Origin of the sequence: Variovorax trehalosi (assembly GCF_051216415.1) — a bacterium.
Classification (GTDB): domain Bacteria; phylum Pseudomonadota; class Gammaproteobacteria; order Burkholderiales; family Burkholderiaceae_C; genus Variovorax.
In genome coordinates this window covers 256,876-282,311 of sequence record NZ_JBPJZG010000007.1, presented here as the reverse complement: position 1 = coordinate 282,311, position 25,436 = coordinate 256,876, and the positions used below count along the sequence as shown (strand labels likewise).

Below are 25,436 nucleotides of genomic sequence, written 5' to 3'. Positions count from 1 at the left end.
ACGACTGTCTGCTTGTCTTCTTATTCGGCTGCGGCGGTGGCCGCCTCGAGGGACACCGGCACCGGCTTGACCTTCTCGCCGGGGCGCGCGCGCTGCAGTCCGTCGACCACGAGGCGGTCGCCTTCGCGCAGGCCCCGGGTCACGATCCACTGGTCGCCTGCCGCGCTGCGCACTTCGAGCGGCCGCAGTTCGACCTTGTCGTCCGTGCCGACCACCAGCGCAGTGGGCTCGCCCTTCTCGTTGCGGCTCACGCCGCGCTGGGGCGCGAGGATGGCGTGGCGTTCCACGCCGGCCTCGACCTGCGCGCGCACGTACATGCCCGGCAGCAGCAGGCCTTGCGGGTTCGGAAACTCCGCGCGCAGCGTGACCGAGCCGGTCGCGGCATCGACGCCGACCTCGGTGAACTTCAGCGTGCCTTCGTGCGGATACGGCAGGCCGTCTTCCATGCGCAGCGTCACGCGCGTGCTGGCCGGCGCCATGTCGCCCGAGATGAAACGGCGCTTGAGCTTCGTGAGCTCCAGGCTCGACTGGATGACGTCGACGTAGATCGGGTCGAGCCGCTGGATCGTCGCCAGCGCCGCCGCCTGCCCGGGTGCGACGAGTGCGCCTTCGGTGATGGACGAGCGCCCGATGCGCCCCGCGATGGGCGCGGTGATGCGCGTGAATTCGAGATTGATGCGCGCCGCCTTCACCGCTGCCTGTGCGGCCTTCACCCCCGCCTGGGCCTGCGCGAGCGCGGCCTGGGCCTCGTCGTGCTCCTGCCGGCTGACCGCATTGGCCTTGACGAGTTCGCCATGGCGCTCGGCCTTGCTGCGCAGGCTCGCGATGCCGGCCTGGGCGGTGGCCAGCGAGGCCTGTGCCTGTTCGTGCGCGGCCTCGAACGGGCCGGGCTCGATCTCGTAGAGCACCTGTCCCGCACGGACCATGCCGCCTTCCTCGAAGAGGCGCTTGCGCACGATGCCGTTGACCTGCGGCCGCACCTCCGACACGCGGAAAGCGGCGGTGCGCCCTGCGAGTTCGGTGAGCACCGGCACGTCGCCGGCGTGCAGCGTCACCACCCCGACTTCGCCCGGTGCGTCGTCGGCGGGGGCTGGCTTGCCGCCGCAGGCCGCGAGCGCGAGCGAGGCGAGCAGGGAAAGGGAGAGCAGGAGCTTGGAGTTCATGGCGTCTGGAATCGCGGTGCGAGGCTGTCCGGCGCAGCCCGGGAAAACCCCGGTTGCGCATCAATTTCGCACCTGAATGGTGCATTCTGCCTGGGGCGCTGTGGCGCCATACGACGCATGGGCACGGCCTCTGTAGGGGCAAGCAAACGAAAAAAGCCAACGGTGGCACAGCCTTGCGGCTGCCCGGATCGTTGGCGGGGCGCCGGCGCGATGGCCGGCGGTCTGGCTATGGGGGACTTCCGATTCGCCGCTCGCGCGGTGAGGCAGAACTGTAACTAACCGGCGCGCTGCTGGCGCCGGCCCAGTGCGAACACCGAGTTCGGCGCGTCCACGACGAACGGCTTGCGCACCGGCGTGCCGACGACGGTGGTCCGCCTGCTGCCGGCCACACTGGTGGAGGCTTGCACGCCCTTGGCCTTCTGCTCGTCGACCAGGCTCTGCAGCGAGATCGATTTCAGGAACTCGACCGCCCGCAGGTTGACCGAGGCCCAGAGCTCCTCGACCTCGCAGCGGCCGGAGTCGTCCACATCCGCGCCTGCGCGGCGGCGCGTGGTCTCGGTGCCGTGGTCCTCGATGGAGAGCACGATGTCCGCCACGCTGATGAGCGCGGCCTTGCGGCTGAGCGAATAGCCGCCGCCCGGGCCGCGCGTCGATTCGACCAGGTCGTTGCGGCGCAGCTTGGCAAACAGCAGTTCCAGGTACGACAGCGAGACCCGCTGGCGCAGGCTGATCGAGGCCAGCGTGACCGGGCCCGAGCGGCCGTGCAGTGCGATGTCGATCATCGCGGTGACCGCAAAGCGGCCCTTGGTGGTGAGGCGCATGGAAGGTTCCCTTCTTGAGCGTTACTCGTCCCGGCCGCCGCCCATGCCCAAGAGGGCCAGCAGTGCCTGGAACACGTTGTAGATGCTGAGATAGACACCCAGCGTGGCGGAGATGTAGTTGGTCTCCAGGCCGTCCTTCACGCGCTTCAGGTCGTGCAGGATGAAGGCCGAGAAGATGCCGATGGCGGCGACTGCCAGCGTCATCATCAGTGCGCTCGACTGGATGAAGAAGTTGGCGATGCCGGCCACCAGCAGCAGGATGGCGCCGATGAAGAGCCACTTGCCCATGGCCGACAGGTCGCGCTTGATGACCGACGACAGCGTGGCCATGCCCAGGAAGATCGCGCCGGTGCCGGCAAAGGCCGTCATCACCAGGTTCGCACCGTTCGAGAGACCCAGCACCGAGCCCACGAGGCGCGACAGCATCAGCCCCATGAAGAAGGTGAAGGCCAGCAGCACCGGCACGCCGGCGGCCGAGTTCTTGGTCTTCTCGATGGCGTACATGAAGCCGAAGGCGCCGCCGAGGAACACCATGAGGCCAATGCCCGGCGACATGGCGCGCGCGAGGCCGGTGGAGACGCCGATCCAGGCGCCGAGCACGGTGGGCACCATCGACAGCGCGAGCAGCCAGTAGGTGTTGCGAAGGACGCGGTTGCGTTCCTGGGCCGACGCGATCGGTGCGTCGAAGCCGGGGTGGTAGGTGGGTTGACCGTTGTTCATTCTGATTCCTTGATCGGGCGTCCCGACGAAACGGGAACGCGGTAGTGGCACGGGAGAAGCGGTGTGTTCGCGATGCGAGCGCCTTGCCGGCGTGCGGCGATGCGGTCGGATCGGAAAGGCAGGAGCCGCAAAGGCTCCAGGTCGAGGCGGAGCCTTAGGCGACCAGGGCGGTGCCGCGAGGTGGCCGCTTGGGCCGATCGAGGAGAGGCGAGAGCGCGGGCGTCAGAGCGAGGCCGCGCGGCTGTTCAGAGAGAAAAAGCGGCATCGCCACAGGATGGCGGGCATCGACCAGCTCGACATGCTCGGAGCCCGCCTCGTCATGGGAGGGGAGTTCGTCCGCCAGGTCCATGGCGTCACTCACGAATGCATCGGAGAACGACATGCTGGCTGTTGCGCAGGTCTGCATGTCGGCGCTCGCATGCGCGGGATGCCCGGCGCCCATCAGGCCCTGCGCGAACACGGCAAGGCCGTAGCAGGACAACATGAGGGTGAGGACAGTAGCGGCGAACCAGCGTGACATGAAGCCGCGATTTTACCCGGCGCAACCTGACTGGCCTTCTGGCGGGTTGTTTCGCCCAGCCCGGGGGTTGGACGTTTCAGGGTTCCAGGGTGGCGGGCGTCGCGTCATCCCCGGGCTGCAGCCACTCGCGCGCGTGGGTGCGCAGCGCGTCGATCTGCAGCCAGACCAGCGCCAGTTCGGTGTGGATGGTGCGTTCCGCCGCGCCGGCATCGCCCGCCGGCGCCACGGCGGCCGCGAGGGCGGCGCGCAGGGCGGGTTCGGCGGCGGGATCGTCCGCGATCGCGCCGCCCTGCAGCCCGCCGGCCAGCGCATCGAGCGCCGCTGCCGCGCCCTCGGCCGCGTCGCGCAGCACCGCCATGTGCGGCGAATCGGGCAGCGCGGCGCGGTGCGCGCCGAGCGCCGACAGGTAGCTCAGGAGCGTGTGCGAGCGGATGAGAAAGCGCAGCGCGATGCCCGCGCGCGGCCGCACGTAGCCCGGCTCGCGGAACATGTCGGACACCGCCGTGGAGAGCGCCGCGTCGGCGTTGTGGTCGTTGCGGCGCGCGAGCCGGTAGTCGAGATGGTCGAGCGGACCGGTGCGGTACTGCTCGACGATCCGGCGCAGATACCCCGCATGGCTGCGCATGGCCGTGGCCGCCAGCTCGTTGATGCGCCGCGCCTGCCAGTGCGGCAGCACCAGCAGCACCGCGAGGCCGGCGATCGCGCTGCCGATGGCGGTGTCGACCAGCCGCGGCACGAGCAGGAGGCCGCTGTCGCCCACCTGGTTGAAGCACATCAGCACCAGCAGCGTCATCGCGGCCGTTGCGAGCAGGTAGCGCGTGGCGCGCGTCGCGAAGAACAGCACCCCGGCCACCACCGCGATCACCGACTGCACCAGCGGCTGAGGAAAGAGCTGCAGCAGCGCCCAGCCGGCCACCACGCCCAGGGCCGTGCCGGCGATGCGCTGGCCCATGCGCGAGACCGTGTCACCAAACGTCTGCTGGCAGACGAACAGCGTGGTCAGCAGGATCCAGTAGCCCTGCGCGGGATGGATGACCTGCATCACGCCGTAGCCCACGGCGAGCGCAATCGCCAGCCGCAGCGCATGGCGGAACAGCGGCGAGCGCGGCGTGAGCTGCCGCCGCACGCGCTCCACCGCATCGCGCCAGGAGCGCGGCGAGCGGTTGAACAGGCCCATCTCGGTCCGACCGGCGCGGGCCGACGGCTGGCTCGCACCGGCGAGTTGCCCATCGAGCTGCGCGAGATTGCGCGCGAGCGCTTCCACCGAGGCGAGCAGTGCGAGCCGCTCGGGGGCGGTCGCACGCGCCCGCTCGTGTTCGATGGCGCCGCGCAGGTCGGCCAGCGCCTGCACGGTTTCCTCGCCCACCTCGAAAGGCTCGCGTCGCGCGATCGAGACGGCCAGCCGCCGGCAGGCCAGCCCCTGCAGGCCGAGCACGCGCTGGCAGCGGTACAAAAGGTCGCTGTGGAAGAAGGCGTCGGCCAGCGCGTTGTAGTCGTCGTGCGAGGAGCTTGCGCGTTCATGCACGTCCTGCGCGATCAGGTAGAGCCCGCGGTAGCGCGAGATGCGCCCGGTCGGTGCCCGCGCACCGATGCGGCGGAAGATGCTTTCCTTCGCGGCATTCAGCTCGGTCACCACCTCGGCATTGAGTTGCGCGAGCGACAGGCGCTTCTGTTCGATGTCGATGCCGCGCAGCGGCTCGAAGAGCGATGCCTTGAAGCGCACGAAGTTGCCAAGCACGGTGAAGAGCGTGACCAGCCGCGCCTGCACCGGCTGCGCTGGAAAGGCCGCACACCACAGCACCGAGAAGACGCCATACCACGCGGCACCGGCGAGCAGCAGCAAGGGCTCGCGCCCGCCGTCATGCCCATGCGTGGCCTGGTTCTCGATGCCGAGCGTCGCGTACATCGCGAGGATCAGCGTGGCATAGGCGATGGCCTTGTAGCGCGCTTCCACCGCGCCCAGCATCGTGAGCCAGAAGGCTGCGAACGCCAGCCCCGCGATGAAGAGCACCGGCCGGCCGAACAGCGCCTCGACCGAGAACGACACCACCGCGAAGCATGCGAGCGTCACGAGCTGCGCGCGAAAACGCCCGCGCCAGCTGTCGTCGGTCTCGGCGAGTGCGCTTGCGATGGCGCCCAGGAACAGCGGGATCACCGCATCGGGGTGGCCGGTGTAGCCGCACACCGCCATCAGGCTGCCGAGCGTGAGAAGAATGCGCAGCGGCTGCGCGCGAGAGGCAAAGGAACGCAGGCGCTGGCGCAGCGCATCGGGAGACAGGGGGAGCATGGCCGCGATCTTGCACGATGCATGCCACGGCGCGGAGGGCCTGTCAGGCCTGCGGCGGCGCCTCCCACGCGAAGCCCACGCCATACACCGACCGGATCCAGTCGTGCGAAGGCGATACCGCGCCCAGCTTGCGGCGCAGGTTCTTCACGTGGCTGTCGATCGCGCGCTCGGTCACGTCCACCGTGTCGTCGTAGGCGAGCTCCAGCAGCCGTGCGCGCGAGAAGATGCGCCCCGGGTGTCGCGACAGCACCTGCAGCAGCCCGAACTCGCGGCGCGTGAGGTTCAGCGGCGTGCCTTCGAGCGAAGCGCGCCAGTGCACGTCGTCGAGCACGAGGCCCGGCGCGTCGTCGCGCGGGGGCTGCCCGGGCACATTCCCGGGCGCCGTGCGTCGCAGCACGGCACGCACCCGCGCCACCAGCTCGCGCGGCGAGAAGGGCTTGCACACGTAATCGTCCGCGCCGAGCTCCAGGCCGAGCAGGCGGTCGACCTCCTCGATGCGCGCAGTGAGCATGATGATCGGATGCGCCGTGTGCTCGCGCGCGCGGCGCAGCACCTCGATGCCGTCCAGCCGGGGCAGCATGATGTCCAGCAGCGTCAGGTCGGGCGGCGAGGCGACGATGCTTTCGAGCGCGCTCTGCCCGTCGGTGAAGTGCTCGGTCTCGTAGCCGGCGTGGCGCAGGTAGTCCTGTACCACCGAGGCGATGTCGATCTCGTCCTCGACGATGACGATGCGTGTCATGCGGTTGCTGCCAGCGGAAGGGTGATGGTCATGCGCAGCCCGCCGAGCGGCGAGGCGGCCGCTTCGATGCTGCCGCCGTGCGCCTCGATGGTCGCGCGGCAGATCGAGAGGCCGAGGCCCGAGCCGCCGAGCGCGCGGCTGCGCGAGGTTTCGCCGCGGAACAGGCGGTCGAAGAGCCGTGGAATTTCTTCGTCGGACACGCCCGGCGCGCTGTCGTCGAACAGCAGCGTGAGGCAGTTGCCGGTCCATGCGCCTTCAACGGTCACATCGATGCGCAACTGGCCGCCGGCGTCGGTGTAGGCCAGCGTGTTCTCCAGCAGGTTCATGAAGACCTGGTGCAGCCGGTGCGCATCGCCGTCGATCACCGGCTGGGCCGATGCGGCGATGCGGTCGATCGCCTCCCGGTCGACCGCGATGCCGCGCTGAGCGAAGCGGTCGCGCGTGTGGTCGAGCGCTTCCTTCAGCAGCGTGAGCGGAAACACCGCGGTGGTGAGCAGGTCGTTCTGCGGCTCGCGCATGCTGCTGCGCAGGTCGTCGACCAGCTGGCCGAGGCGGATCACCTGCCGGTGCATGCGCAGCGCGGTGCGTTCGTCGAAGGTGCGTACGCCGTCCTGCAGCGCCTCGATTTCCGCGCGCATCGCCGCAAGCGGCGTGCGCAGCTCGTGCGCCGCGTCGGCCAGCCAGGCGCGCCGCGAGGCCTCGACCTTGTCCAGGCGCTGCGCCATGTCGTTGAAGGTCTTGCCCAGCAGCGCGAGTTCGTCGGAGCCATGGACCGTCACGCGCGTGGAGAGCCGTCCGCGCGCCACGTCCTGCGCGGCTTGCGTCAGTGCATCGATGGGCTTGAACCAGCGGCGCGCGAGCAGCCACGACAGCACCAGCGCAAAGGCCAGGCCGCACATGCCGGTGAGCGCGATCACGCCGGACTGGCGCGCGAGGAAAGCCCGGTCCGCTTCGCTCTCGAAGCCCTGCGCGGGCGCGAGCGCCAGGTAGCCGACGACCGAGCGCCCGCGCCGGATCGGCAGGCGCGCGGCATTTTCGAAATCGATGGTGGCGCCGACCACCGGCTTGCCCTGCGCGTCGAGCACGGCCAGGCGCTGGTAGATCGAATCGGCCGCCGAGCGCGGGTCGGGAAAGAACCAGGGCGGCGGCGGCATCGAGAAGCGCCGGGGCAGCAGGTCCAGCTGCGGCGAGGCCGCAGAAGAGGAGGCCGGTGGCAGCGGCGGGGGCGCTCCGTTGTCGGGGTCGCCTTCGAGCCGGGTGGTGCCCTGCGTGCGGCGTTCGTACCAGGGCGGAAGCCGCCGGTCGTCGGGGCTGGCCGCGCCGTCGAGCACGATCGCCAACTGGCCCATGCGCAGGCGGTGCCAGGCCTCGTCGTTGTCGCGCAGCTTCTTCCAGTCGCCGTTGGCGACGTAGTGCTTCAAGAGGAGCTGCGAGAGCCAGTCCATGCGCCGGATCTCGATCTCGGCGACGTAGGCCCCCAGGCCCCGCTGCAGCGCGATGATGGAGAAGCCCACGAAGCTGAGCAGCAACACGACCAGCAAGGCGGCCAGCGCCAGGAAGATCTTGCGGGAGAGGGTCAGACGCGGCATGGGCTTCTCAGGAAGGCATGGCCGCATTCTGCGACATGCGTTTCGGGCAGGCGGGCGTCATAGGCAAGCGGCGGATCATGGCGGGCAAATGTGGAGGAATCTGGGAGAACCTGCTCCCACATTTCTCCCGATTCGAAACGCACGATGCGTGCCCATGAACCCGGCCACGCCTCGCCTTCCCAGAAGACTCCTTCACGCCCTCACGGCCGCTGCATTGGCCTGGGCCAGTCCGGCGCACTGCACACCGGCACGCCCCGCCTGGTCGTGGGCCGATCTCTGGTCCGACCCGGGCATGGACTTGCTCCTGCTGTGGCTCACGGCGATCTTCTGGTTGGTCACCCATGTATGGACGCTGCTGGTCGTCTGGGCGGAGGCGCGCGCCACCCGCCCTGCGAAGCCGGGCATCGATGCCGGGGAGGAAAACGCATGAACGGCAACGTGCAATCCACCAAAGACTGAGCATTCGATGCCGTCTCACAGCGAAACCGCCTGGATGCATCCCGTGGCGACGCCATCGACCGGTGGGTTGCCGCTGATACAGCGCCTCGTGGGCCTGCTGGCCTTCAGTAGCCTCGCGCTGGGGGTTCTCGTCGCTGTACGCGAGAGTGGATGCGTCGATCGCCACGAGGCCGGGCGGCGCAACGCGAGTGCCTCGAGCCTTTCGACCCTGGCGCCCATCATGCGCACCGGCCCCGCCACGCCGCTCGATGCCGTGCAGCGCGATACCGCGTGCCGCGTTCAGGCGGGCCGCTCCGCGAAGCTGAAGCCCACGCCGTAGATCGAGCGGATCCAGCCGTGCGAAGGCGACACGGCCGTGAGCTTCTTGCGCAGGTTCTTGATGTGCCCGTCGACCGCGCGTTCGTTCACGTCCAGCGCTTCCGGAAACGCCGCCTCCAGCAGCTTCGAGCGCGTGAACACCCGCCCCGGATCGCGCGACAGTGTGCGCAGCAGCAGGAGCTCGCGGCGCGTGAGGTCGAGCGCGTGCCCCTCCAGGTGCGCGCCGCCATGCGCGTCCCGGAACGACACCGACTTCGACGGCGCCGCAGAAGCACCGTCGCGCTGCGCATGGCGGCGCAGCACCGTGTGCACGCGCGCCACCACTTCGCGCGGCGAGAACGGTTTGCAGACATAGTCGTCGGCGCCCAGGTCGAGCCCGCGCAGGCGGTCGACCTCGCGTGTGCGTGCCGTCAGCATGATGATCGGATGGTCGCTGTGCGAGCGCACCTTCTGCAGCACCTGCAGGCCGTCGATCTGCGGCAGCACCACGTCGAGCAGCGTGAGTGCGGGCGGCGAACTCAGGATGCGGTCGAGTGCTGCCGCGCCGTCCCCGATGTGCTCGACCTCGTGGCCGGCGTTGTAGAGGTGGTCCAGCAGCGCCGAGGCGTTGTCGCGGCCGTCTTCGACCATCAGGATGCGGCTCATGGCGTTGTCCCTTTTCTCAAAAGGAGGTTCCGATCTGGAACTGGAAACGCTGCGTGCGGTCCGCCGCGATGCCGTTGGCGGTGTCCACCTTCTGGTACGCCAGCGGCACCGCGTACGCGAGCCGCAGCGGCCCCAGCGGCGAGATCCAGCTGATGCCCAGGCCCGCCGATGCGCGGATGCGGTTCTGCGCCTTCCACTGCGCATCGGTCATGCTTGCCGTGCGGTCGGCGAACACGTTGCCCGCATCGAGAAAGGTGTAGAGCCTGAGCGACCGGTCGTTGCCCGCGCCGGGAAACGGCGTGCTGAACTCCATGTTGAAGATCGCCTTGCGCGTGCCGCCCAGCGAACCGCCCGTGACCGCATCGACCGGCCCGAGCGAGTTCTGCTCGAAGCCGCGGATCGAGCCGAGCCCGCCCGCATAGAAGTTCTTGAAGATCGGGAAGGTGCTGCCGCCCAGCGCCTTCGCATAGCCGAGCTGGCCGTTGATGGCCAGCGTGTATTGCTTGGAGAGCGCGAAGTATTGCTGGTACTGGTAGTCGGTCTTCAGGTAGCGCAGCGCGCTGCCTACGCCCACCTCGAGGTTCGCGCGCTGCAGCCGGCCGGTGGTCGGCACCAGCGCGCTGTCGCGGTCGTCGCGCGACCAGCCCACCGTCGCGGGAATGCCCACCACATTGCTGCCGGTGCACACCACGCTCGGCGCGGTGCCCGTGCACTTGAAGTAGTCCAGGTAGGCCTGCGGCGTGCCGGTGTAGACGTAGGAGCCGTCGACCAGCGTGTACGCGCCGTTGGTGCCGGGCGTGAACGAATAGCGCTCCACGCCGATGCCCAGGAACACCGTGTCCAGCTCGCCCACCGGCAGCCCGAAACGCACCGAGCCGCCGTCGCTCGCGAGCTTGTAGTTGCCATCGGCCTCGTAGTAGGGCCGTGTGGTGGTGTGGAAGACGTTGATCGTGCGCGAGATGCCGTCCTTCGTGAAATACGGATCGGTGGCGGTGAGCGAGATCGAGCGGTTGTACGAACTGGTGTTGACCTGCAGCCCGAGGTAGTTGCCCGAGCCGAACACGTTCTCCTGCGTGATGCCAAAGGTGAGCGAGATCTTGTCTGTCGACGAGTAGCCCGCGCCCAGCTGCAGCGAGCCGGTGGGCTTCTCGGCCACGTTGACCGTGAGGTCGATCTGGTCGTTGCTGCCGGGCACCTCGGTGGTCTCGACGTTCACTTCGGTGAAGTAGCCCAGGCGGTCGACGCGGTCGCGCGAGAGCTTGATCTTGTTGCCGTCGTACCAGGCGCCTTCGAACTGGCGGAACTCGCGGCGGATCACCTCGTCGCGCGTGCGCGCGTTGCCGCCGATGTTCAGGCGCCGCACGTACACGCGTCGCGCGGGTTCGGCCTTCAGCACCATCGTGACGCGGTTGTGGGTGCGATCGATGTCGGGCTCGGCCTTCACGCGCGCGAAGGCGTAGCCGAAGGTCCCGAAGTAATCGGTGAAGGCCTTGGTGGTGGCGGCCACGTCCTCGCCGTTGTAGGGCGCGCCGGGGCGCACCGTCACGAGCGTCTTGAACTCGTCTTCGCGGCCGAAGTAGTTGCCTTCGAGCCGCACGCCGGCCACTGCGAACTTTTCGCCCTCGGTGATGTTGATTGTGAGATCGAGCGATTGCCGGTCCGGCGAGATGGCGACCTGCGTGGAGTCGATGCGGAACTCCAGGAAGCCGCGGGTGAGGTAGTAGGAGCGCAGCGTTTCCTGGTCGGCGGCGAGCTTGCTGCGCGAATACTGGTTCGACTTGGTGTACCAGGCGAGCCAGCCGCCGCTGTCCTGGTCGAACAGGTCAAGGAGCGTGCTTTCGCTGAAGGCCTTGTTGCCGACGACGCGTACGCTCTTGATGCGCGCGGACTCGCCTTCGACGACGGTGAACGTGAGGTTGACGCGGTTGCGCTCCAGCGGCGTGACGGTGGTCACGACCTCGGCGTTGTAGAGGCTGCGGCTGACGTACTGGCGCTTGAGCTCCTGCTCGGCGCGGTCGGCCAGTGCCTTGTCGTAGGGGCGGCCTTCGGCGAGGCCGATCTCGCGCAAGGCCTTCTGGAGTGCGCTCTTCTCGAATTCCTTGGTACCGACGAAGTCGACATCGGCGACGGTGGGACGTTCTTCCACGATGACGACGAGCACATTGCCGTCGACATCGATGCGCACGTCCTTGAACAAGCCCAGCTCGAACAGCGCGCGGATGGCCGCGCTGCCGCGCTCGTCGCTGTAGTTGTCGCCGGCCTTGATGCCAAGCGTCGAGAAGACGGTGCCGGGTTCGACGCGTTGCAGGCCTTCGAGCCGGATGTCGCGAACGGTGAACGGCGTGGCGGCCCATGCGGGAACAGCGGCCATCGAGATGAACAGTGCAGCGATGGCCGCAAGGGACTTGGGGAGATGCATCGCCGCATGGTCTCTGCCAATGTCGGAGAAATGTGGGACGCTATCCAGCCCGTTTGGTAAAGCGCGTTACTGCAGGCCCATCGTGTTCATGGCGGGCCATTGCATGGAGATCTGCTGTTCACTTCTTTCCCGGCAGTTCTGCAGATGCGTTTCCATGGACAGGTCGCCCTGGATGTCGAGCAGCCGCTGCACGGTGCGTTCGACGGCGTGGGCATCGAGCAGCGGATAGGTGCGCGCGGTGCGTCCGTTGTTGCGCACGAGCCGCGCGATGTAGGGCAGGTCTTGCTGCGTGATGACGGCGGCGGGCATGACGCCTTCGAGCTCGACGCCTTCGCAGGGCAGGAGCACGAAGTACTGCAGGCGCAGGTCATCGGGCAGCAGGCTGCGCAGCTGCGTCGTCTTGCGGCCGCCTTGCCATGCGGGGTCTTTCACTTCGCGTGCGCGCTTGCATCCGTTGAGTCGGAGAAACCAGCGCGGCGGAGCCTCCTCGGATTTCTTGCGGTAGACGAAGGCGTTGCGCCACGCCTTGATCTCGAAGAGGTACACGCCGGTCTCGCACACGATGACGGCGTCGATGCGCGCCGTGGGAACCGCGCATCCCGAAGGCATCGGGATGATGAGGTTGCGAAGAATGCGCAGGTGCGAAAAGGCAGGGGTGAATGCATTCGCCAACTGCTGAATGCCCAGCGATGCGGCGACGGTGCTTTGCAAAACAATGGTCATGTGGACTCCTTCGGGATGGCGAAGCATTGCTTTGCTTTTGGGAGATTTTTAGTACGTGCGCTTTGAAAGGGTGGCGCGCGGTCTGCGCTGCGACGCTGCGTGCCCCGCTGTGCCGGCCGCTTCGCGGCTTCCCTGCGGTGCTCGCGTTTCGCGGGGTCTCGCAGAACTCGCCTTCGGCTCAAACAGCTGCGAGCCCTGATCCGCGAAACGCTGCGCTCCTCGGCGGCACAGAGGGGCACGCAGCGCCGCAGCGCAGACCGCGCGCATGTCGTGGCTTTGATGCCGTCGGCCGCTCGCGTAGCGGCGAGTGCGCTCAAAACAACACCGTGTGCAAAGCACGCGGCGTCCACCAGATTCCTCCAAATTTGAACGAGACCATCCGTTCAGCCGCTCGATGTAGAGCAGCTGAAAACCCGGAGAAACCTGAATGAAGAAATCCCTCACGGCACTCGCCGCGCTGGCCGTCACCGGCCTGGCCTCTGCCCAATCGTCCGTCACCCTGTTCGGCGTCATCGATGCCGGCGTGAGCTACCAGAGCGCCACGTCGCGCGACCCGGTCACAGGTGCGAGCAGCAAGCAGAGCCAATGGAGTCTTGCCAACTCCGGCTACAACTCCAGCCGCATCGGCTTTCGCGGCACGGAAGACCTGGGCGGCGGCCTGGCCGCCAGCTTCTGGCTCGAAGCGCCGATCAGCAACGACGACGGCGCGACCGGCATCGCCAACTTCAACCGCCGCTCCACCGTCAGCCTCTCCGGTGGCTTCGGTGAACTGCGGCTGGGTCGCGACTACACGGCCACCTTCTGGAACGACACGGTGTTCGATCCGTTCGGCACCAACGGCTCGGGCACCAGCGTCATCAACACGGTGGGCGGCAGCAGCGGCCTGGGCAATGCGAACTATGCGCGTGCGAGCAACATGGTCGGCTACTTCCTGCCGCCGAACCTCGGCGGCTTCTATGGCCAGGTGCAGTACAGCCTGAACGAGAACACCAAGACCACCACCGCCGACACCACGACCAGCAGCAGCGCGGGCCGCTACGTCGGTGGCCGTTTCGGCTACGCGAACGGGCCGCTCGACATCGCATTGGCGGTGGGCCAGAACGTCGCGGTCGACACCACCTCGCTCACGCGCAAGGTGCAGACCATCAACCTCGGCGCGTCGTACGACTTCGGCCCTGTCAAGCTGTTCGGCGAGCTCTCGAACGTGAAGAACAAGTTCGACCTTGCTGCCGGCAACAGCCGCGACAGCTACAACGGCTACCTCATCGGTGCGAGCATGCCGGTGGGTGCGGGCCTGATCCGTGCGTCGTACTCCACGGTGCGCTACGACGAAGGCGCCGTCGGCATCACCGGCGAAGACCCGCGCGTCAACAAGTTCGCGATCGGCTATGTGCACAACCTCTCCAAGCGCACCGCGCTGTACGCCACCATCGCGCGCGTGAACAACCGCAACGACGCGGCCTACACCGGCAGCCTCACTGCCGCGAGCACGACGGGCTTCGGCGGCAGCGGCGTGGGCTACACGGGCCTGCCGCGTTCGTCGACGGGCTACGACTTCGGCATCCGCCACGCGTTCTGACGACGCACCCGGCCGGTGCGACGGGGCGTTCGCCCTGTCGCATGCGGACGGGCGGCCAACGCCATGAGCTGATTCAAAAAATGACGCGACGAATCCATCACCTCGCGAGCGTACTGGCGGCAGCCGGCCTGTCGGGTTGCATCGTGCTGCCGCCGCCCGTGCTGCCCGGGCCGCCACCGATGTTTCGCGGCGGGCCGCCGCCCTTTCCGATGTCCTTCGAGCATCGCGGGCCGCCGATGGCGGCATGGGATCTGTGCGAAGGCCAGCCCGAAGGTGCCCGGCCTGCGCTGCCGGGGCCGCGTGCGGATGCGCTGTCGGGCACTTGCGAGCGCGGGGCCTCGGGTGCGCTGGAATTCCGTGCGCCCGCGGCGCGTTGAAGAGAGGTTGCACCCATGTACTCAGGCAACCTCGGGCTCGCCATCGCGGTGGGCATTCTCTTCGGCCTGGTCGCCGTGGTCGCGATGATGGGCTCGCTGATGATTGCGAACATGCGGGCCGGCGCAAGGGCTCGCGATGCGGCGGCGCTGGCGAGAAACGATGCGCGGCAGAAGATGCTGGCGAGCAGCGTGCAGGACCTGCGGCCACTGCTCGACAGAACGCCGGACGTTGCAGGCATTCGCTTCGACATCCAGCTTCCGTCCGAAGCCGTGCACATCTTCGCCATTCAGGCGGAGCTGTGCGAACTGCTGGCCAAGGTCGCGGCGCACGCGGCGAGCGTGATGGCCGCCGGTGCGACGCTGCAGGTTTCCGCGCGCGTGGAACGCGGGCATGCCGTCGTTCATTGGCGCGATCTCGATGCAGACGATGTGCGGCCACCGCTCGCGCGGTTCTTCGATGCACTCGATGCCGCTTCGCAGGCCAGCGCACGGGTGTGCGAGCGCATCGCCAGCAATCACGGCGGCCGCATCTACTCGGCGCCGCATGCCGATGGCGCACTGGGCCTGACGCTGCGGCTGCCGTTGCACGGGTACGCCGCGGCACGCTGAAGACAGCGGGCTGGCGGCGCCATGGAACTCCGCGTCATACTCGCGGTCCCACGGTGCCGCCGCTTTTCCTTCCGATGCCGAACGTGCGAATTCCAGTCCTCTCGTCCTTTGTTCGTGTGCTCGCCGCGAGCGCGATTTTTCTCGTTGCCGGTGCGCTGCATGCGCAAGCCTTGCCGCCGGGCGTGCGGCTCGGCATGACGGTCGATGAGTTGCAGGCTGCATTGCCTGCGGCCGAACGCGTGCAGCGTCCGCAGCGGCTGACCGGTGGCCTGCTCGGAAGCTGGCGCGCGGCACCCGTCGAAATGGCGGGGTTGACGTTCGAGCCGACCTTTTTCTTTGCGGCTTCGGAATTGCGGCGCGTCGAATACGTGGCCACTGCGCAGGCGGTGGCCGACAACGGCGCCTCCGCATTCGGCCAGATCGTGCAATGGGGACGCGGCGTGTTCGGCAACGAACTCGCGTCGCACGATCCGGGCAGCGCCTATGCCGCCTGGACGAGCGGCGATACCGATGTCTATGTGCAGCAGGTGAGCGACCCGCGCCGCGCGAGCGTGCGCCTGGTCTACAAGGCGCGGCAGCTGCGGGACGGCAGCGAACTCTGAGCGAGCCTGTCAGCCTTCGGTGAGCATGCCGCGCTGCTCGATGAAGGCCACCACCTCGGCCACGCCCGTGTGGGTCTTGAGGTTCGTCATCACGTAAGGCCGCTGGCGGCGCATGCGCTGCGTGTCCTGCTCCATCACTTCCAGGCTCGCGCCGACGTAGGGCGCAAGGTCGATCTTGTTGATCACGAACAGGTCGCTCTTGGTGATGCCGGGGCCGCCCTTGCGCGGGATCTTCTCGCCGGCCGCCACGTCGATCACGTAGATCGTGAGGTCCGACAGCTCGGGGCTGAAGGTGGCTGCGAGGTTGTCGCCGCCCGATTCGACGAACACCACGTCGGCATCCGGAAAGTCCTCGAGCATGCGGTCGATGGCCTCGAGGTTGATCGACGCGTCCTCGCGGATCGCGGTGTGCGGGCAGCCGCCGGTTTCCACGCCCATGATGCGTTCGGCGGGCAGTGCGCCGGCCACGGTGAGGAGGCGCTGGTCTTCCTTGGTGTAGATGTCGTTGGTGATCGCGACGAGGTCGTACTTGTCGCGCATCGCCTTGCAGAGCATTTCGAGCAGCGTGGTCTTGCCGGAGCCGACGGGGCCGCCGATGCCCACGCGCAGCGGGGGCAGTCTCTTGGTGCGGTGGGGGATGTGGTGAAGGGCGGAGGTCATGGGCGTTGTCCGGTTCGGTCAGCTTCGAAAGAGGCGGGAATATTGTGTTTCATGGCGGGCCGACAGCACGGCCAGAAGGGGCGCGAAGGCCTGGCGTTCGTCGTCGCCCAGCTTCATCGCACGGTCGACGGCCGCGGGGATTTCGTTGGCCAGGCGCGCGAGGATGCGCTGGCCAGCGCTCTGGCCCAGCGGCACGGCCTTGACGGCGGCCGCCACCATGTTCTCGGCCCAGCCGAAGGCGAAGGCCAGGCACCCGTCGTGCACCGTGGCGCCCGTGCGGCTGAGCGCAAAGGCAAAGGCCACGGGATAGCTCGCGGGCAGATCCTTGAAGACCTCGGCCGTGTCTGCGTGATGCAGCTTGAGCCACTCGACGAAGGAGCGGCCCATCTGCTCGGTCTGCAGGAAGAACTCGGCGGATTCGCGGGTGCTCATGACCCATGCGTTGAGCTGGCGGATGCGCGGCGCGTCGTTCGCGCGCCAGGCGGGGATGGCTTGTGCGACCAGCGCGAGGTCGCCGCGCGCGAAGCTCAGGTGCAACTGGTCGGCGAGCCACTCGGTGGCCTTGGCTTCGGAATCGACGCCGGCCCACTCCACCGCCGCCTCGACACCTTCGGAGTAGGAGAAGCCGCCCACGGGCAAGGCCGGGGAGGCCAGCCAGATGAGCTGCAGGAGACTGTGGGCGCTGGGGGCGTCGGCCGGGCCGGGCATGTCAGTGGGAGTGGCCGTGGTGACCGTGGTCGTGACCGTGCGGATGGTCGGCATGGTCATCGAGCAGTTCCGGCGCGAGCACGAGCGGCTTCGGGCCTTTGCTGGCGCCGTGCGAATGACCGTGGTCGTGGTCATGGCCGTGATGGTCATGACCGCTGTGGCCATGTTCGTGCGAACCATAGGCGCCGCCCTCGGGCTCGAAGGCTTCTTCTACCGCGACGACGATCAGGTGCATCGAGCGCAGCATGTCGGCCAGCACATGGTCGGGTTCGATCTTGAGGTGATCGGGCTTGAGCTCGATCGGCACATGCCGGTTGCCGAGGTGGTAGGCCGCGCGCGTCAGGTCGAACGGTGTGCCGTGGGCCGTGCAGTGCGTGATGCGCAGCACGGGCTGCGGCGCCGCGATGACGCGGATCAGCGAGCCGTCTTCGGCCACCAGCACGTCGCCGCCGCGCACCGCGGTGCCGCGCGGCAGGAAGATGCCGATCTGCCGGCCTTGCGAATCGGTGGCGTCGAAGCGGCTTTTCTGGCGGACGTCCCAGTCGAGTTCGATGGTGGCGGCGCGCTTGAGCAGCACGGGCGCGAGGCCCCGGCCCTGCGGCATGAGTTTGTTGACGGTGAGCATGTTGCGAAAAAGGAGCGCCCGGAGGCGCCCGCTGGCTGGATGAATACCTTCGAGGATACGCAGCCTGTCAAGCAGGCGCATGCCCTGGCTTCAGAACAGGAAATACCGTTGCGCCATCGGCAGCAGCTTCGCCGGCTCGCAGGTCAGCAGGTGCCCATCGGCGCGCACCGCGTAGGTCTGCGCATCGATTTCCATCTTCGGCGCATAGCCGTTGTGGATCAGGTCTTTCTTGCGCACGTTGCGGATGTTCTTCACCGCGCTCAGGTGCTTGGCCAGACCGTAGCGCTCCTTGATGCCCGAAGCCAGTCCGGCCTGCGAGACGAAGGTCAGCGAACTCTTCGCGAGCGAGCCGCCATACGCGCCGAACATCGGCCGGAAGTGCACCGGTTGCGGTGTCGGAATCGACGCGCTCGGATCGCCCATCGCCGCCATCGCAATCGTGCCGCCCTTGAGGATGGTGAAGGGCTTCACGCCGAAGAAGGCGGGCTTCCAGATCACGATGTCGGCCCACTTGCCGACCTCGAGCGAGCCGACCTCGTGCGCGATGCCGTGTGCGATTGCCGGGTTGATCGTGTACTTGGCGACGTAGCGCTTCGCGCGGAAGTTGTCGTTGCGTTCGCTGTCCTCGGACAGCGTGCCGCGCTGCACCTTCATCTTGTGCGCGGTCTGCCAGGTGCGGATGATCACTTCGCCGACGCGACCCATGGCCTGGCTGTCGGAGCTGAACATGCTGATCGCGCCCAGGTCGTGCAGCACGTCTTCGGCGGCGATGGTTTCCTTGCGGATGCGCGACTCGGCAAAGGCCAGGTCTTCGGCGATGCCGGCATCCAGGTGGTGGCACACCATGAGCATGTCGACGTGTTCGTCGAGCGTGTTCACGGTGTAGGGCATTGTGGGGTTGGTGGAAGAGGGCAGGAAGTTGGCCTCGCCCACCACGCGCAGGATGTCGGGTGCATGGCCGCCGCCCGCGCCTTCGGTGTGGAAGGCGCAGATCGCGCGGCCGCCGACGGCCGCGATGGTGTTCTCGACAAAGCCCGATTCGTTGAGCGTGTCGCTGTGGATCGCCACCTGCGTGTCGGTGGCGTCGGCCACGTCGAGGCAGTTGCTGATCGCGGCGGGCGTGGTGCCCCAGTCTTCATGCAGCTTGAGGCCGATGACGCCGGCCTCGATCTGCTCGTGCAGCGCAGCCGGCAGGCTCGCATTGCCCTTGCCGAGGAAGCCCAGGTTCATCGGGAACGCATCGGCGGCCTGCAGCATGCGCTCGATGTGCCAGGGGCCGGGCGTGGCCGTGGTCGCGAAGGTGCCGGTGGCGGGGCCGGTGCCGCCGCCGAGCATGGTGGTCACGCCGGAAGACAGCGCCTCCTCGATCTGCTGCGGGCAGATGAAATGGATGTGGCTGTCGATGCCGCCCGCGGTGACGATGTTGCCTTCGCAGCTGATGATTTCGGTGCCGGGGCCGATGACGATGTCCACGCCCGGTTGCACGTCGGGGTTGCCGGCCTTGCCGATGGCGGCGATGCGGCCGTCCTTGAGGCCGATGTCGGCTTTCACGATGCCCCAGTGGTCGAGGATCAGCGCATTGGTGAGCACGGTGTCGACCGCGCCTTGCGCGCGGGTGCGCTGCGATTGGGCCATGCCGTCGCGGATGGTCTTGCCGCCGCCGAACTTCACCTCTTCGCCGTAGCCGCCGGCGCGCAGCGTGTAGTCGGCCTCGACTTCGATCAGCAGTTCGGTGTCAGCCAGGCGAACCCGGTCGCCCACGGTGGGGCCGAAGATTTCTGCATAGGCGCGTCGCCCGATGGTGGCCATGTTTTAGAGCTTTCCTTGAACCAGGCCGCGAAAGCCGTAGACGATGCGGTCGCCCGAAAAATCAACCAGTTCGACCGTGCGCTGCTGACCGGGCTCGAAGCGCACGGCGGCGCCCGAGGCGATGTTCAGTCGCATGCCGCGCGCGGCTTCGCGGTCGAAGCCCAGCGCGCCGTTGGTCTCGGCGAAGTGATAGTGCGAGCCGACCTGGATCGGCCGGTCGGCGGTGTTCTGCACCACCAGGGTGAGGGTGCGGCGGCCGGGGTTGAGCGTGTGGTCGCCGTCGTCGGTGAGGAATTCGCCGGGGGTCATGGCGATCAGACGGCTTGTGCCAGGAGCGTTGCGCCGAGCACTACAACTGCGGCGCCGGCCACGCGAGGCAGCCAGGCGTTGGCGTGGCGCAAGGCCCAGCCGAACGCGATACCGGCGAGGTGCAGCAGCACGGTCGCGCTGACCATGCCGGCCAGCGTGAGCGCGGCGCCTTGTTCGCTTGCGAGTTCGTAGCCGTGGGCCACGCCGTGGAAGACGGCGAACAGGCCGACCACTGCCATCGCAACAGCCGCCGGCAGGTGAATGCGCGTGACCACCAGCAGCCCCAGCACCAGCAGCGAGGCCGCGATCATCGGTTCGACGGCCGGCAGCTGCACGCCGGCCAGGCCCATCAGCGCGCCCACGAGCAGCATGCCGGCGAAGGCCAGCGGCGCCCACAGCAGGTCGGGCCAGGCGCGGCGCGCGGCCAGCGCGCTCCAGAGGCCAACCGCGACCATGGCGGCGAGGTGGTCGGCGCCGGTCAGCGGATGCAGGAAACCGGTGGTAAAGCCGTGGTGCAGGCCGCCGTCCACGCCGGTGTGGGCGCTGGCCGCGAGCGGCAGCAGGAGGGCGAGCAGGGCAAGGGTCTTGGAAGTGGTGTGGCGCATGTCGGTTCTTCTTTGTGGCGGGTCAGACGATGGGCTGGTGGACGGTGACCAGCTTGGTGCCGTCCGGAAAGGTGGCTTCGACCTGGATGTCCGGGATCATCTCGGCGATGCCGTCCATCACATCGGCGCGGGTCAGCACCGAGCGGCCCTCGCTCATGAGTTCGGCGACGCTCTTGCCGTCGCGGGCGCCTTCCATCACGGCGGCGGAGATCAGGGCGATGGCTTCGGGGTAGTTGAGCTTCAGGCCGCGGGCCTTGCGGCGTTCGGCCAGCAGCGCCGCGGTGAAGATCAGCAGCTTGTCTTTTTCGCGCGGGGTCAGTTCCATGGGAGCGGCATCGGGTGGCTGGGGAAAGAGTCGGCCATTATGGGCAAGCCTTCCTCTTTGCAACAGTCATGCCCTGTTCGCCAAAAGTCGTACGGATGGCACGAAAGATGCACCGAAACGGTGTGAACGCTGCCGACACGCCAACGACCCCCGACGACGCCCCCCAGCGCATCGTCAAGGTCCGGCGCGACTACAACAGCTGGGTCGCAAGCGAAACGCTCGAAGACTATGCGCTGCGCTACACGCCGCAGCGCTTTCGCAAGTGGTCCGAATGGCGGGTGGCCAACACGGCCTTCGGGGCCGCATCGTTCCTCATCCTCGAGGCGGTGGGCGCCACGCTGCTGGTGCAGTACGGCTTCGCCAATGCCTTCTGGGCGATCCTGGTCACCGGGCTCATCATCTTCCTGGCGGGGTTGCCGATCAGCGTGTATGCGGCGCGCTACGGCATCGACATGGACCTGCTCACGCGCGGCGCCGGCTTCGGCTACATCGGCTCAACGCTCACCTCGCTGATCTACGCGAGCTTCACCTTCATCTTCTTCGCGCTCGAGGCGGCCGTGATGGCCTATGCGCTGGAGCTGGCGCTGGGAATCCCGCCGGTCTGGGGCTACCTGGTGTGCGCGCTGGTGGTTATTCCGCTGGTCACGCACGGGGTGTCGGCCATCAGCCGGCTGCAGCTTTGGACGCAGCCGCTCTGGCTGCTGATGCTGGTGGTGCCCTTTGTGTTCGTGCTCGTGCGCGATCCTGGTGCGTTCACTGGCATCGTGCACTACAACGGGGTTAAGGCTGGCACCAAGGGTTTCGACCTGCACCTGTTTGGCGCTGCCTTGACGGTCGGGATCGCGCTGATCACCCAGATGGGGGAGCAGGCCGACTACCTGCGCTTCATGCCCGCGCGCACCGCGACCACGCGCGGGCGCTGGTGGTCCGGCGTGCTGGCGGGCGGCCCGGGCTGGGTGGTGCTGGGCGTGTTCAAGATGCTGGGCGGGGCGCTGCTGGCCTACCTGGCCATCACGCACATGGTGCCGGTGGAGCGCGCGGTCGATCCGAACCAGATGTACCTCGCGGCCTACGAGTACGTCTTTCCGAACTACGGCTGGGCGGTGGCCGCGACGGCGCTGTTCGTGGTGATCTCGCAGCTCAAGATCAACGTCACCAACGCCTATGCTGGCTCGCTCGCCTGGAGCAATTTCTTCTCGCGCGTGGCGCACAGCCATCCGGGGCGGGTGGTGTGGGTGGTGTTCAACGCGCTCATCGCGTTCATGCTGATGGAGATGAACGTGTTCGAGGCGCTGGGCGATGTGCTCGGGCTCTTTGCCAACATCGCCATCGCCTGGATGATGTCGGTGGTGGCCGACCTGGTCATCAACAAGCCGCTGGGGCTCTCGCCGCCGGGCATCGAGTTCAAGCGTGCGCACCTGTGGGATATCAACCCCGTGGGCGTGGGCGCGATGGCGCTGGCCTCGGTGCTGTCGATCACCGCGCACCTGGGCGTGTTCGGGCCGCTGGCGCAGGCGTTCTCGGCGCTGATCGCGCTGGGCACCGCGCTCATCGCCTCGCCGCTGCTGGCGTGGGCGACCGGCGGCAAGTACTACCTGGCGCGGGCGTCCGATGCGACGGGCGCCGTGCCCTTCGCACCCGCGGCGGGCGGGCGCACGGTGCGCTGGGCGAAGGTCGAATCGGACGAAAGCGGCAGCTACCAGCGCCTGAAGGTGCAGCACTGCGTGATCTGCGAGCGCGAGTACGAAGGGCCGGACATGGCGCATTGCCCCGCGTACCAGGGCGCGATCTGCTCGCTGTGCTGCACGCTCGATGCGCGCTGCGGCGACCTGTGCAAGCCGCATGCGAGCCTGTCCTCGCAATGGTCGGCCGTGCTGCGCTGGCTGCTGCCGCGCCGCAGCTGGCGCTACCTGGACACGGGCCTGGGGCACTTCCTGCTGCTGATGCTGATCATCGTGCCGCTGCTGGCCGTGGTGTTCGGCGTGCTCTACCAGCAGGAACTGCGGGCGCTCGCCGAAAGCGCGGTCGAACTTGCAGCGCAGGCCGGTGTGTCCGAGGCATGGGCAGGCGTGCAGCAGTCGGCGCTGCGCTCGGGGTTTCTCAAGGCCTACATGGCGCTGCTGGTCATCGCGGGCATCGTGGCGTGGTGGCTGGTGCTCGCGCACCAGAGCCGCAAGGTCGCGCAGGAAGAATCCAACCGCCAGACCCACCTGCTGGTGCGAGAGATCGAGCTGCACCGCGAAACCGACCGCGCCCTGCAGGCCGCCAAACAGACGGCGGAAGAAGCACGCGCCGTGGCCGAGCAGGCCCAGCGCGCCGCCGACCAGGCCAACCAGGCCAAGAGCCGCTACATCAGCGCCATCAGCCACGAGCTGCGCACGCCGCTCAACAGCATCCTGGGCTACGCGCAATTGATGGGCGAAGACCACTCGGTGCCGCCGCATCGCCAGCAGGCCGTGGCGGTCATCAAGCGCGGCGGCGAGCATTTGCTCTCGCTCATCGAGGGCACGCTGGCCATCGCGCACATCGAGGCCGGCAAGCTCACGCTGCATGCGCGGCCGATGCGCTTTGCCGACACCATGCGCGAGCTCGCCGACATGTTCGAGCTGCAGGCGGCCGAGAAGGGGCTGCAGTTCCGCTTCGAGGCCGCAGGCGCCTTGCCCGAGGTGGTGCGCGCCGACGAGAAGCGCGTGGGACAGATCCTCATCAACCTGCTGGGCAATGCGATCAAGTTCACCGCGGCGGGGCAGGTCACATTGCGGCTCGCGTACGCGCGCGAGTTCGCGGCCATCGAGATCGAGGACACGGGCCCGGGCATGACGGCCGCGGACATCGAGCGCATCTTCGAGCCCTTCACGCGCGGCAACGCAGTCGCCTCGTCGGCCCCGGGCGCCGGGCTGGGCCTCACCATCGCCAAGATGCTGACCGACCTGATGGGTGGCGAGATGAAGGTGCAGAGCACGCCGGGCGTGGGCTCGCTGTTCTGCGTGCGGCTTTTCCTGCCGCGCGTGCACGACGCGGCGGCGGGCGCGAGCCGGCCGGTGCCGGTGACGCGCGCGCGCCGCGGCTATGAAGGCGCACGCCGGCGCCTCCTGGTGGTCGACAACGAAGAGGCCGACCGCGACCTGCTCGACCACGTGCTCGCGCCGCTCGGCTTCGAGTTGCGCACGGCGGCCAGCGGCCACGATGCGCTCGACCTGATCGCCGCCGGCTACCGGCCCGATGCGATGTTCGTCGACCTCGCGATGCCCGGCATCGACGGCTGGGAAACCATCCGACGCGCGCGCAAGCTCGGCCTCGCCGATGCGTCCGTCGCCATCGTCTCGGCCAACGCCTTCGACAAGGGCCTGGACAACGACGTGGCCATCGCACCCGAGGACTTCTTCGTGAAGCCCGTGCGTCACACCGAGTTGCTCGACTGGCTCGAGCGCCGCCTCGGCCTCAAGTGGACCGACACCGCCGCCGCGTTGCCCGCGCCGGTCGCACCGAAGACGATGCAGCCGCCCTCGCGGGAGCGCCTCCGTGCGCTCGACGAAGCGGTGAGCCTGGGCTACTTCCGCGGCATCATGAATCAGCTCGACGACATCGACACCGAACAGCCCGAGTGCATGGCCTGGACCGAGGCGCAGCGCGTGCTGGCGCGCCAGTTCCAGTTCGAAGCCATGAGCCGGGCGCTGGCCGAAGCAGTGAGTGCGCCATGACAACGACCTCGCCCCCTGAAACATCGCCTCTCGCGCGCGCGCTGCGCGATCAGGGCGCGAACAGCGACCTGGTGCTGATCGTGGACGACGTCCCCGACAACCTCGCGGTGCTGCACGACGCGCTCGACGAATCGGGCTACACCGTGCTCATCGCCACCAACGGCGAACAGGCGCTGCAGCGCGCCGCGCAGGCGCGGCCCGACATCGTGCTGCTGGACGCGATGATGCCGGGCATCGATGGCTTCGAGGTGGCGCGCCGGCTCAAGGCCGATGCCGCCACCGCGCACATTCCCATCGTGTTCATGACGGGCCTGACCGAAACCGAGCACCTCGTGGCCGCGCTCGAAGCGGGCGGCGTCGACTACGTCACCAAGCCCATCAAGCCGAAGGAGGTGCTGGCGCGCATGAACGTGCATCTGCAGGGCGCGCGCCGCGCGCGGCAGGATGCGCGGCAGGCCGGCCAGGCGCGCAATGCGCTCGATGCCTTCGGCTATGCGAGCATCACTGTGCGGCTGCCCGAAGGGCGGCTGATCTGGCAGACGGCGCTCGCGCGCGATCTGCTGCATCGGTATTGCGAAACGCGCGCGCCCGAGACGCCGCCCGCGGTGCTCGAATGGCTGCTGCGCCACACGCCCGATGCGCGCCAGCGCGGCATCGAGCCGCCGGCGCTTTCCATCGTCCAGGGTGCGAGCAGCCTTACATTGCGCCTGCACCAGCAGACCGGCCAGGACGAGGACGGCGACGAGTGGATGATCATTATGCGCGAGGTGTCCGACACCGGCGTGATCGAGGCGATGAGCCTGAGCCTGAAGCTCACCGCGCGCGAGGCCGAGGTGCTGTACTGGGTGGTCAAGGGCAAGACCAACAAGGACATCGGCGAGATCCTCGGCAGCAGTCCGGCCACGGCCAAGAAGCACCTGGAGCGGGTGTATGTGAAGCTGGGCGTGGAGACGCGAACGGCAGCGGCCGGCGTGGCGATCAAGCGCATCCGCGAGCTGCAGCCCCAGTTCGAGATCTGAGCTCGTTGCGGCGCGTCACCGGGCCGACTTTCCGCCTCCCTAGAATGGTCCGAGGGCCTTGGGATGCGCGATGAAGAACAGGCAGAGAACAACAATCCGACGATC

25 protein-coding genes are annotated in these 25,436 nt (G+C 68.1%); 8 read left to right on the top strand and 17 right to left on the bottom strand.

The annotated features are described in order from the left end of the window. Window positions 1–20: 20 nt before the first annotated feature. The 7 genes from ACSFA7_RS26080 to ACSFA7_RS26050 form a co-directional block, all read right to left on the bottom strand. Window positions 21–1,163, bottom strand: coding sequence for an efflux RND transporter periplasmic adaptor subunit (locus tag ACSFA7_RS26080; protein WP_435502034.1), 1,143 nt, complete (start codon window positions 1,161–1,163; stop codon window positions 21–23). 275 nt (window positions 1,164–1,438) lie between these two features. Beyond that, the gene (locus ACSFA7_RS26075; protein ID WP_435502033.1) at window positions 1,439–1,984 is read right to left on the bottom strand and encodes an Rrf2 family transcriptional regulator; all 546 of its coding nucleotides are present in this window, start codon (window positions 1,982–1,984) and stop codon (window positions 1,439–1,441) included. A gap of 21 nt (window positions 1,985–2,005) precedes the next feature. After that, window positions 2,006–2,704, bottom strand: coding sequence for a Bax inhibitor-1/YccA family protein (locus ACSFA7_RS26070; protein ID WP_206175240.1), 699 nt, complete (start codon window positions 2,702–2,704; stop codon window positions 2,006–2,008). Between the two features lie 154 nt (window positions 2,705–2,858). After that, on the bottom strand, window positions 2,859–3,224 hold the full coding sequence (locus ACSFA7_RS26065) for a hypothetical protein (RefSeq protein ID WP_435502032.1): 366 nt from the start codon (window positions 3,222–3,224) through the stop codon (window positions 2,859–2,861). Between the two features lie 76 nt (window positions 3,225–3,300). Further along, window positions 3,301–5,511: a YccS family putative transporter gene (gene yccS, locus ACSFA7_RS26060; protein WP_435502031.1), complete on the bottom strand. Its 2,211-nt coding sequence runs from the start codon at window positions 5,509–5,511 to the stop codon at window positions 3,301–3,303. 43 nt (window positions 5,512–5,554) lie between these two features. Further along, complete coding sequence (locus ACSFA7_RS26055) at window positions 5,555–6,250, bottom strand: response regulator (RefSeq protein WP_435502030.1); 696 nt, start codon at window positions 6,248–6,250, stop codon at window positions 5,555–5,557. Next, on the bottom strand, window positions 6,247–7,839 hold the full coding sequence (locus ACSFA7_RS26050; protein ID WP_435502029.1) for an ATP-binding protein: 1,593 nt from the start codon (window positions 7,837–7,839) through the stop codon (window positions 6,247–6,249). Before ACSFA7_RS26050 ends, ACSFA7_RS26055 begins: the two co-directional genes overlap by 4 nt. A gap of 292 nt (window positions 7,840–8,131) precedes the next feature. Between ACSFA7_RS26050 and ACSFA7_RS26045 the strand changes: the two genes are divergently transcribed. Continuing rightward, window positions 8,132–8,269 carry a hypothetical protein gene (locus ACSFA7_RS26045; RefSeq protein ID WP_435502028.1) on the top strand — a complete coding sequence of 46 codons (138 nt, stop codon included), beginning with the start codon at window positions 8,132–8,134 and terminating at the stop codon, window positions 8,267–8,269. 36 nt (window positions 8,270–8,305) lie between these two features. Further along, window positions 8,306–8,617, top strand: a complete 312-nt coding sequence (locus ACSFA7_RS26040) for a hypothetical protein (RefSeq protein ID WP_435502027.1) — start codon at window positions 8,306–8,308, stop codon at window positions 8,615–8,617. On the opposite strand, the gene ACSFA7_RS26035 is transcribed toward ACSFA7_RS26040, so the two are convergent. The 3 genes from ACSFA7_RS26035 to ACSFA7_RS26025 all read right to left on the bottom strand — a co-directional run bounded on the left by ACSFA7_RS26035 (window position 8,578) and on the right by ACSFA7_RS26025 (window position 12,403). Continuing rightward, window positions 8,578–9,261 (bottom strand): response regulator, encoded by a 684-nt coding sequence (locus tag ACSFA7_RS26035; RefSeq protein WP_435502026.1) that lies wholly within the window; start codon window positions 9,259–9,261, stop codon window positions 8,578–8,580. The two genes, ACSFA7_RS26040 and ACSFA7_RS26035, sit on opposite strands and share 40 nt — an antisense overlap. Window positions 9,262–9,277: 16 nt before the next feature. Beyond that, a complete protein-coding gene (gene bamA, locus ACSFA7_RS26030) occupies window positions 9,278–11,680 on the bottom strand; it encodes an outer membrane protein assembly factor BamA (RefSeq protein WP_435502025.1) in 2,403 nt (800 codons plus the stop codon). A gap of 66 nt (window positions 11,681–11,746) precedes the next feature. Beyond that, window positions 11,747–12,403, bottom strand: a complete 657-nt coding sequence (locus ACSFA7_RS26025) for a nuclease-related domain-containing protein (protein WP_435502024.1) — start codon at window positions 12,401–12,403, stop codon at window positions 11,747–11,749. 427 nt (window positions 12,404–12,830) lie between these two features. Here ACSFA7_RS26025 and ACSFA7_RS26020 point away from each other — a divergent pair, with 427 nt between their 5' ends. The 4 genes from ACSFA7_RS26020 to ACSFA7_RS26005 all read left to right on the top strand — a co-directional run bounded on the left by ACSFA7_RS26020 (window position 12,831) and on the right by ACSFA7_RS26005 (window position 15,570). Beyond that, window positions 12,831–13,982 (top strand): porin, encoded by a 1,152-nt coding sequence (locus ACSFA7_RS26020; protein WP_435502023.1) that lies wholly within the window; start codon window positions 12,831–12,833, stop codon window positions 13,980–13,982. An 80-nt stretch (window positions 13,983–14,062) separates the two neighbouring features. Continuing rightward, a complete protein-coding gene (locus ACSFA7_RS26015) occupies window positions 14,063–14,359 on the top strand; it encodes a hypothetical protein (protein ID WP_435502022.1) in 297 nt (98 codons plus the stop codon). A 15-nt stretch (window positions 14,360–14,374) separates the two neighbouring features. Further along, entirely contained in the window at window positions 14,375–14,968 is a 594-nt protein-coding gene (locus tag ACSFA7_RS26010) for a sensor histidine kinase (protein ID WP_435502021.1), read from the top strand. A gap of 74 nt (window positions 14,969–15,042) precedes the next feature. Continuing rightward, window positions 15,043–15,570 (top strand): hypothetical protein, encoded by a 528-nt coding sequence (locus ACSFA7_RS26005; protein ID WP_435502020.1) that lies wholly within the window; start codon window positions 15,043–15,045, stop codon window positions 15,568–15,570. A gap of 9 nt (window positions 15,571–15,579) precedes the next feature. Here ACSFA7_RS26005 and ureG read toward each other — a convergent pair whose 3' ends face one another. The 7 genes from ureG to ACSFA7_RS25970 form a co-directional block, all read right to left on the bottom strand. After that, window positions 15,580–16,230, bottom strand: coding sequence for an urease accessory protein UreG (gene ureG, locus ACSFA7_RS26000; protein ID WP_013543232.1), 651 nt, complete (start codon window positions 16,228–16,230; stop codon window positions 15,580–15,582). A gap of 18 nt (window positions 16,231–16,248) precedes the next feature. Then, the gene (locus tag ACSFA7_RS25995; RefSeq protein WP_435502126.1) at window positions 16,249–16,938 is read right to left on the bottom strand and encodes an urease accessory protein UreF; all 690 of its coding nucleotides are present in this window, start codon (window positions 16,936–16,938) and stop codon (window positions 16,249–16,251) included. Between the two features lies 1 nt (window position 16,939). Then, window positions 16,940–17,563 (bottom strand): urease accessory protein UreE, encoded by a 624-nt coding sequence (ureE, locus tag ACSFA7_RS25990; RefSeq protein WP_435502019.1) that lies wholly within the window; start codon window positions 17,561–17,563, stop codon window positions 16,940–16,942. Between the two features lie 90 nt (window positions 17,564–17,653). Next, window positions 17,654–19,372, bottom strand: coding sequence for an urease subunit alpha (ureC, locus tag ACSFA7_RS25985; RefSeq protein WP_435502018.1), 1,719 nt, complete (start codon window positions 19,370–19,372; stop codon window positions 17,654–17,656). A gap of 3 nt (window positions 19,373–19,375) precedes the next feature. Beyond that, on the bottom strand, window positions 19,376–19,681 hold the full coding sequence (locus ACSFA7_RS25980) for an urease subunit beta (protein ID WP_435502017.1): 306 nt from the start codon (window positions 19,679–19,681) through the stop codon (window positions 19,376–19,378). Window positions 19,682–19,686: 5 nt separating this feature from the next. Continuing rightward, on the bottom strand, window positions 19,687–20,286 hold the full coding sequence (locus tag ACSFA7_RS25975; RefSeq protein WP_435502016.1) for a HupE/UreJ family protein: 600 nt from the start codon (window positions 20,284–20,286) through the stop codon (window positions 19,687–19,689). A gap of 22 nt (window positions 20,287–20,308) precedes the next feature. After that, on the bottom strand, window positions 20,309–20,611 hold the full coding sequence (locus ACSFA7_RS25970) for an urease subunit gamma (protein WP_057591402.1): 303 nt from the start codon (window positions 20,609–20,611) through the stop codon (window positions 20,309–20,311). Window positions 20,612–20,718: 107 nt separating this feature from the next. Here ACSFA7_RS25970 and ACSFA7_RS25965 point away from each other — a divergent pair, with 107 nt between their 5' ends. Both ACSFA7_RS25965 and ACSFA7_RS25960 read left to right on the top strand, forming a co-directional pair. Continuing rightward, window positions 20,719–24,312 (top strand): hybrid sensor histidine kinase/response regulator, encoded by a 3,594-nt coding sequence (locus ACSFA7_RS25965; protein WP_435502015.1) that lies wholly within the window; start codon window positions 20,719–20,721, stop codon window positions 24,310–24,312. Further along, window positions 24,309–25,331, top strand: coding sequence for a response regulator transcription factor (locus ACSFA7_RS25960; protein WP_435502014.1), 1,023 nt, complete (start codon window positions 24,309–24,311; stop codon window positions 25,329–25,331). Before ACSFA7_RS25965 ends, ACSFA7_RS25960 begins: the two co-directional genes overlap by 4 nt. The last annotated feature ends 105 nt before the right edge of the window (window positions 25,332–25,436 follow it).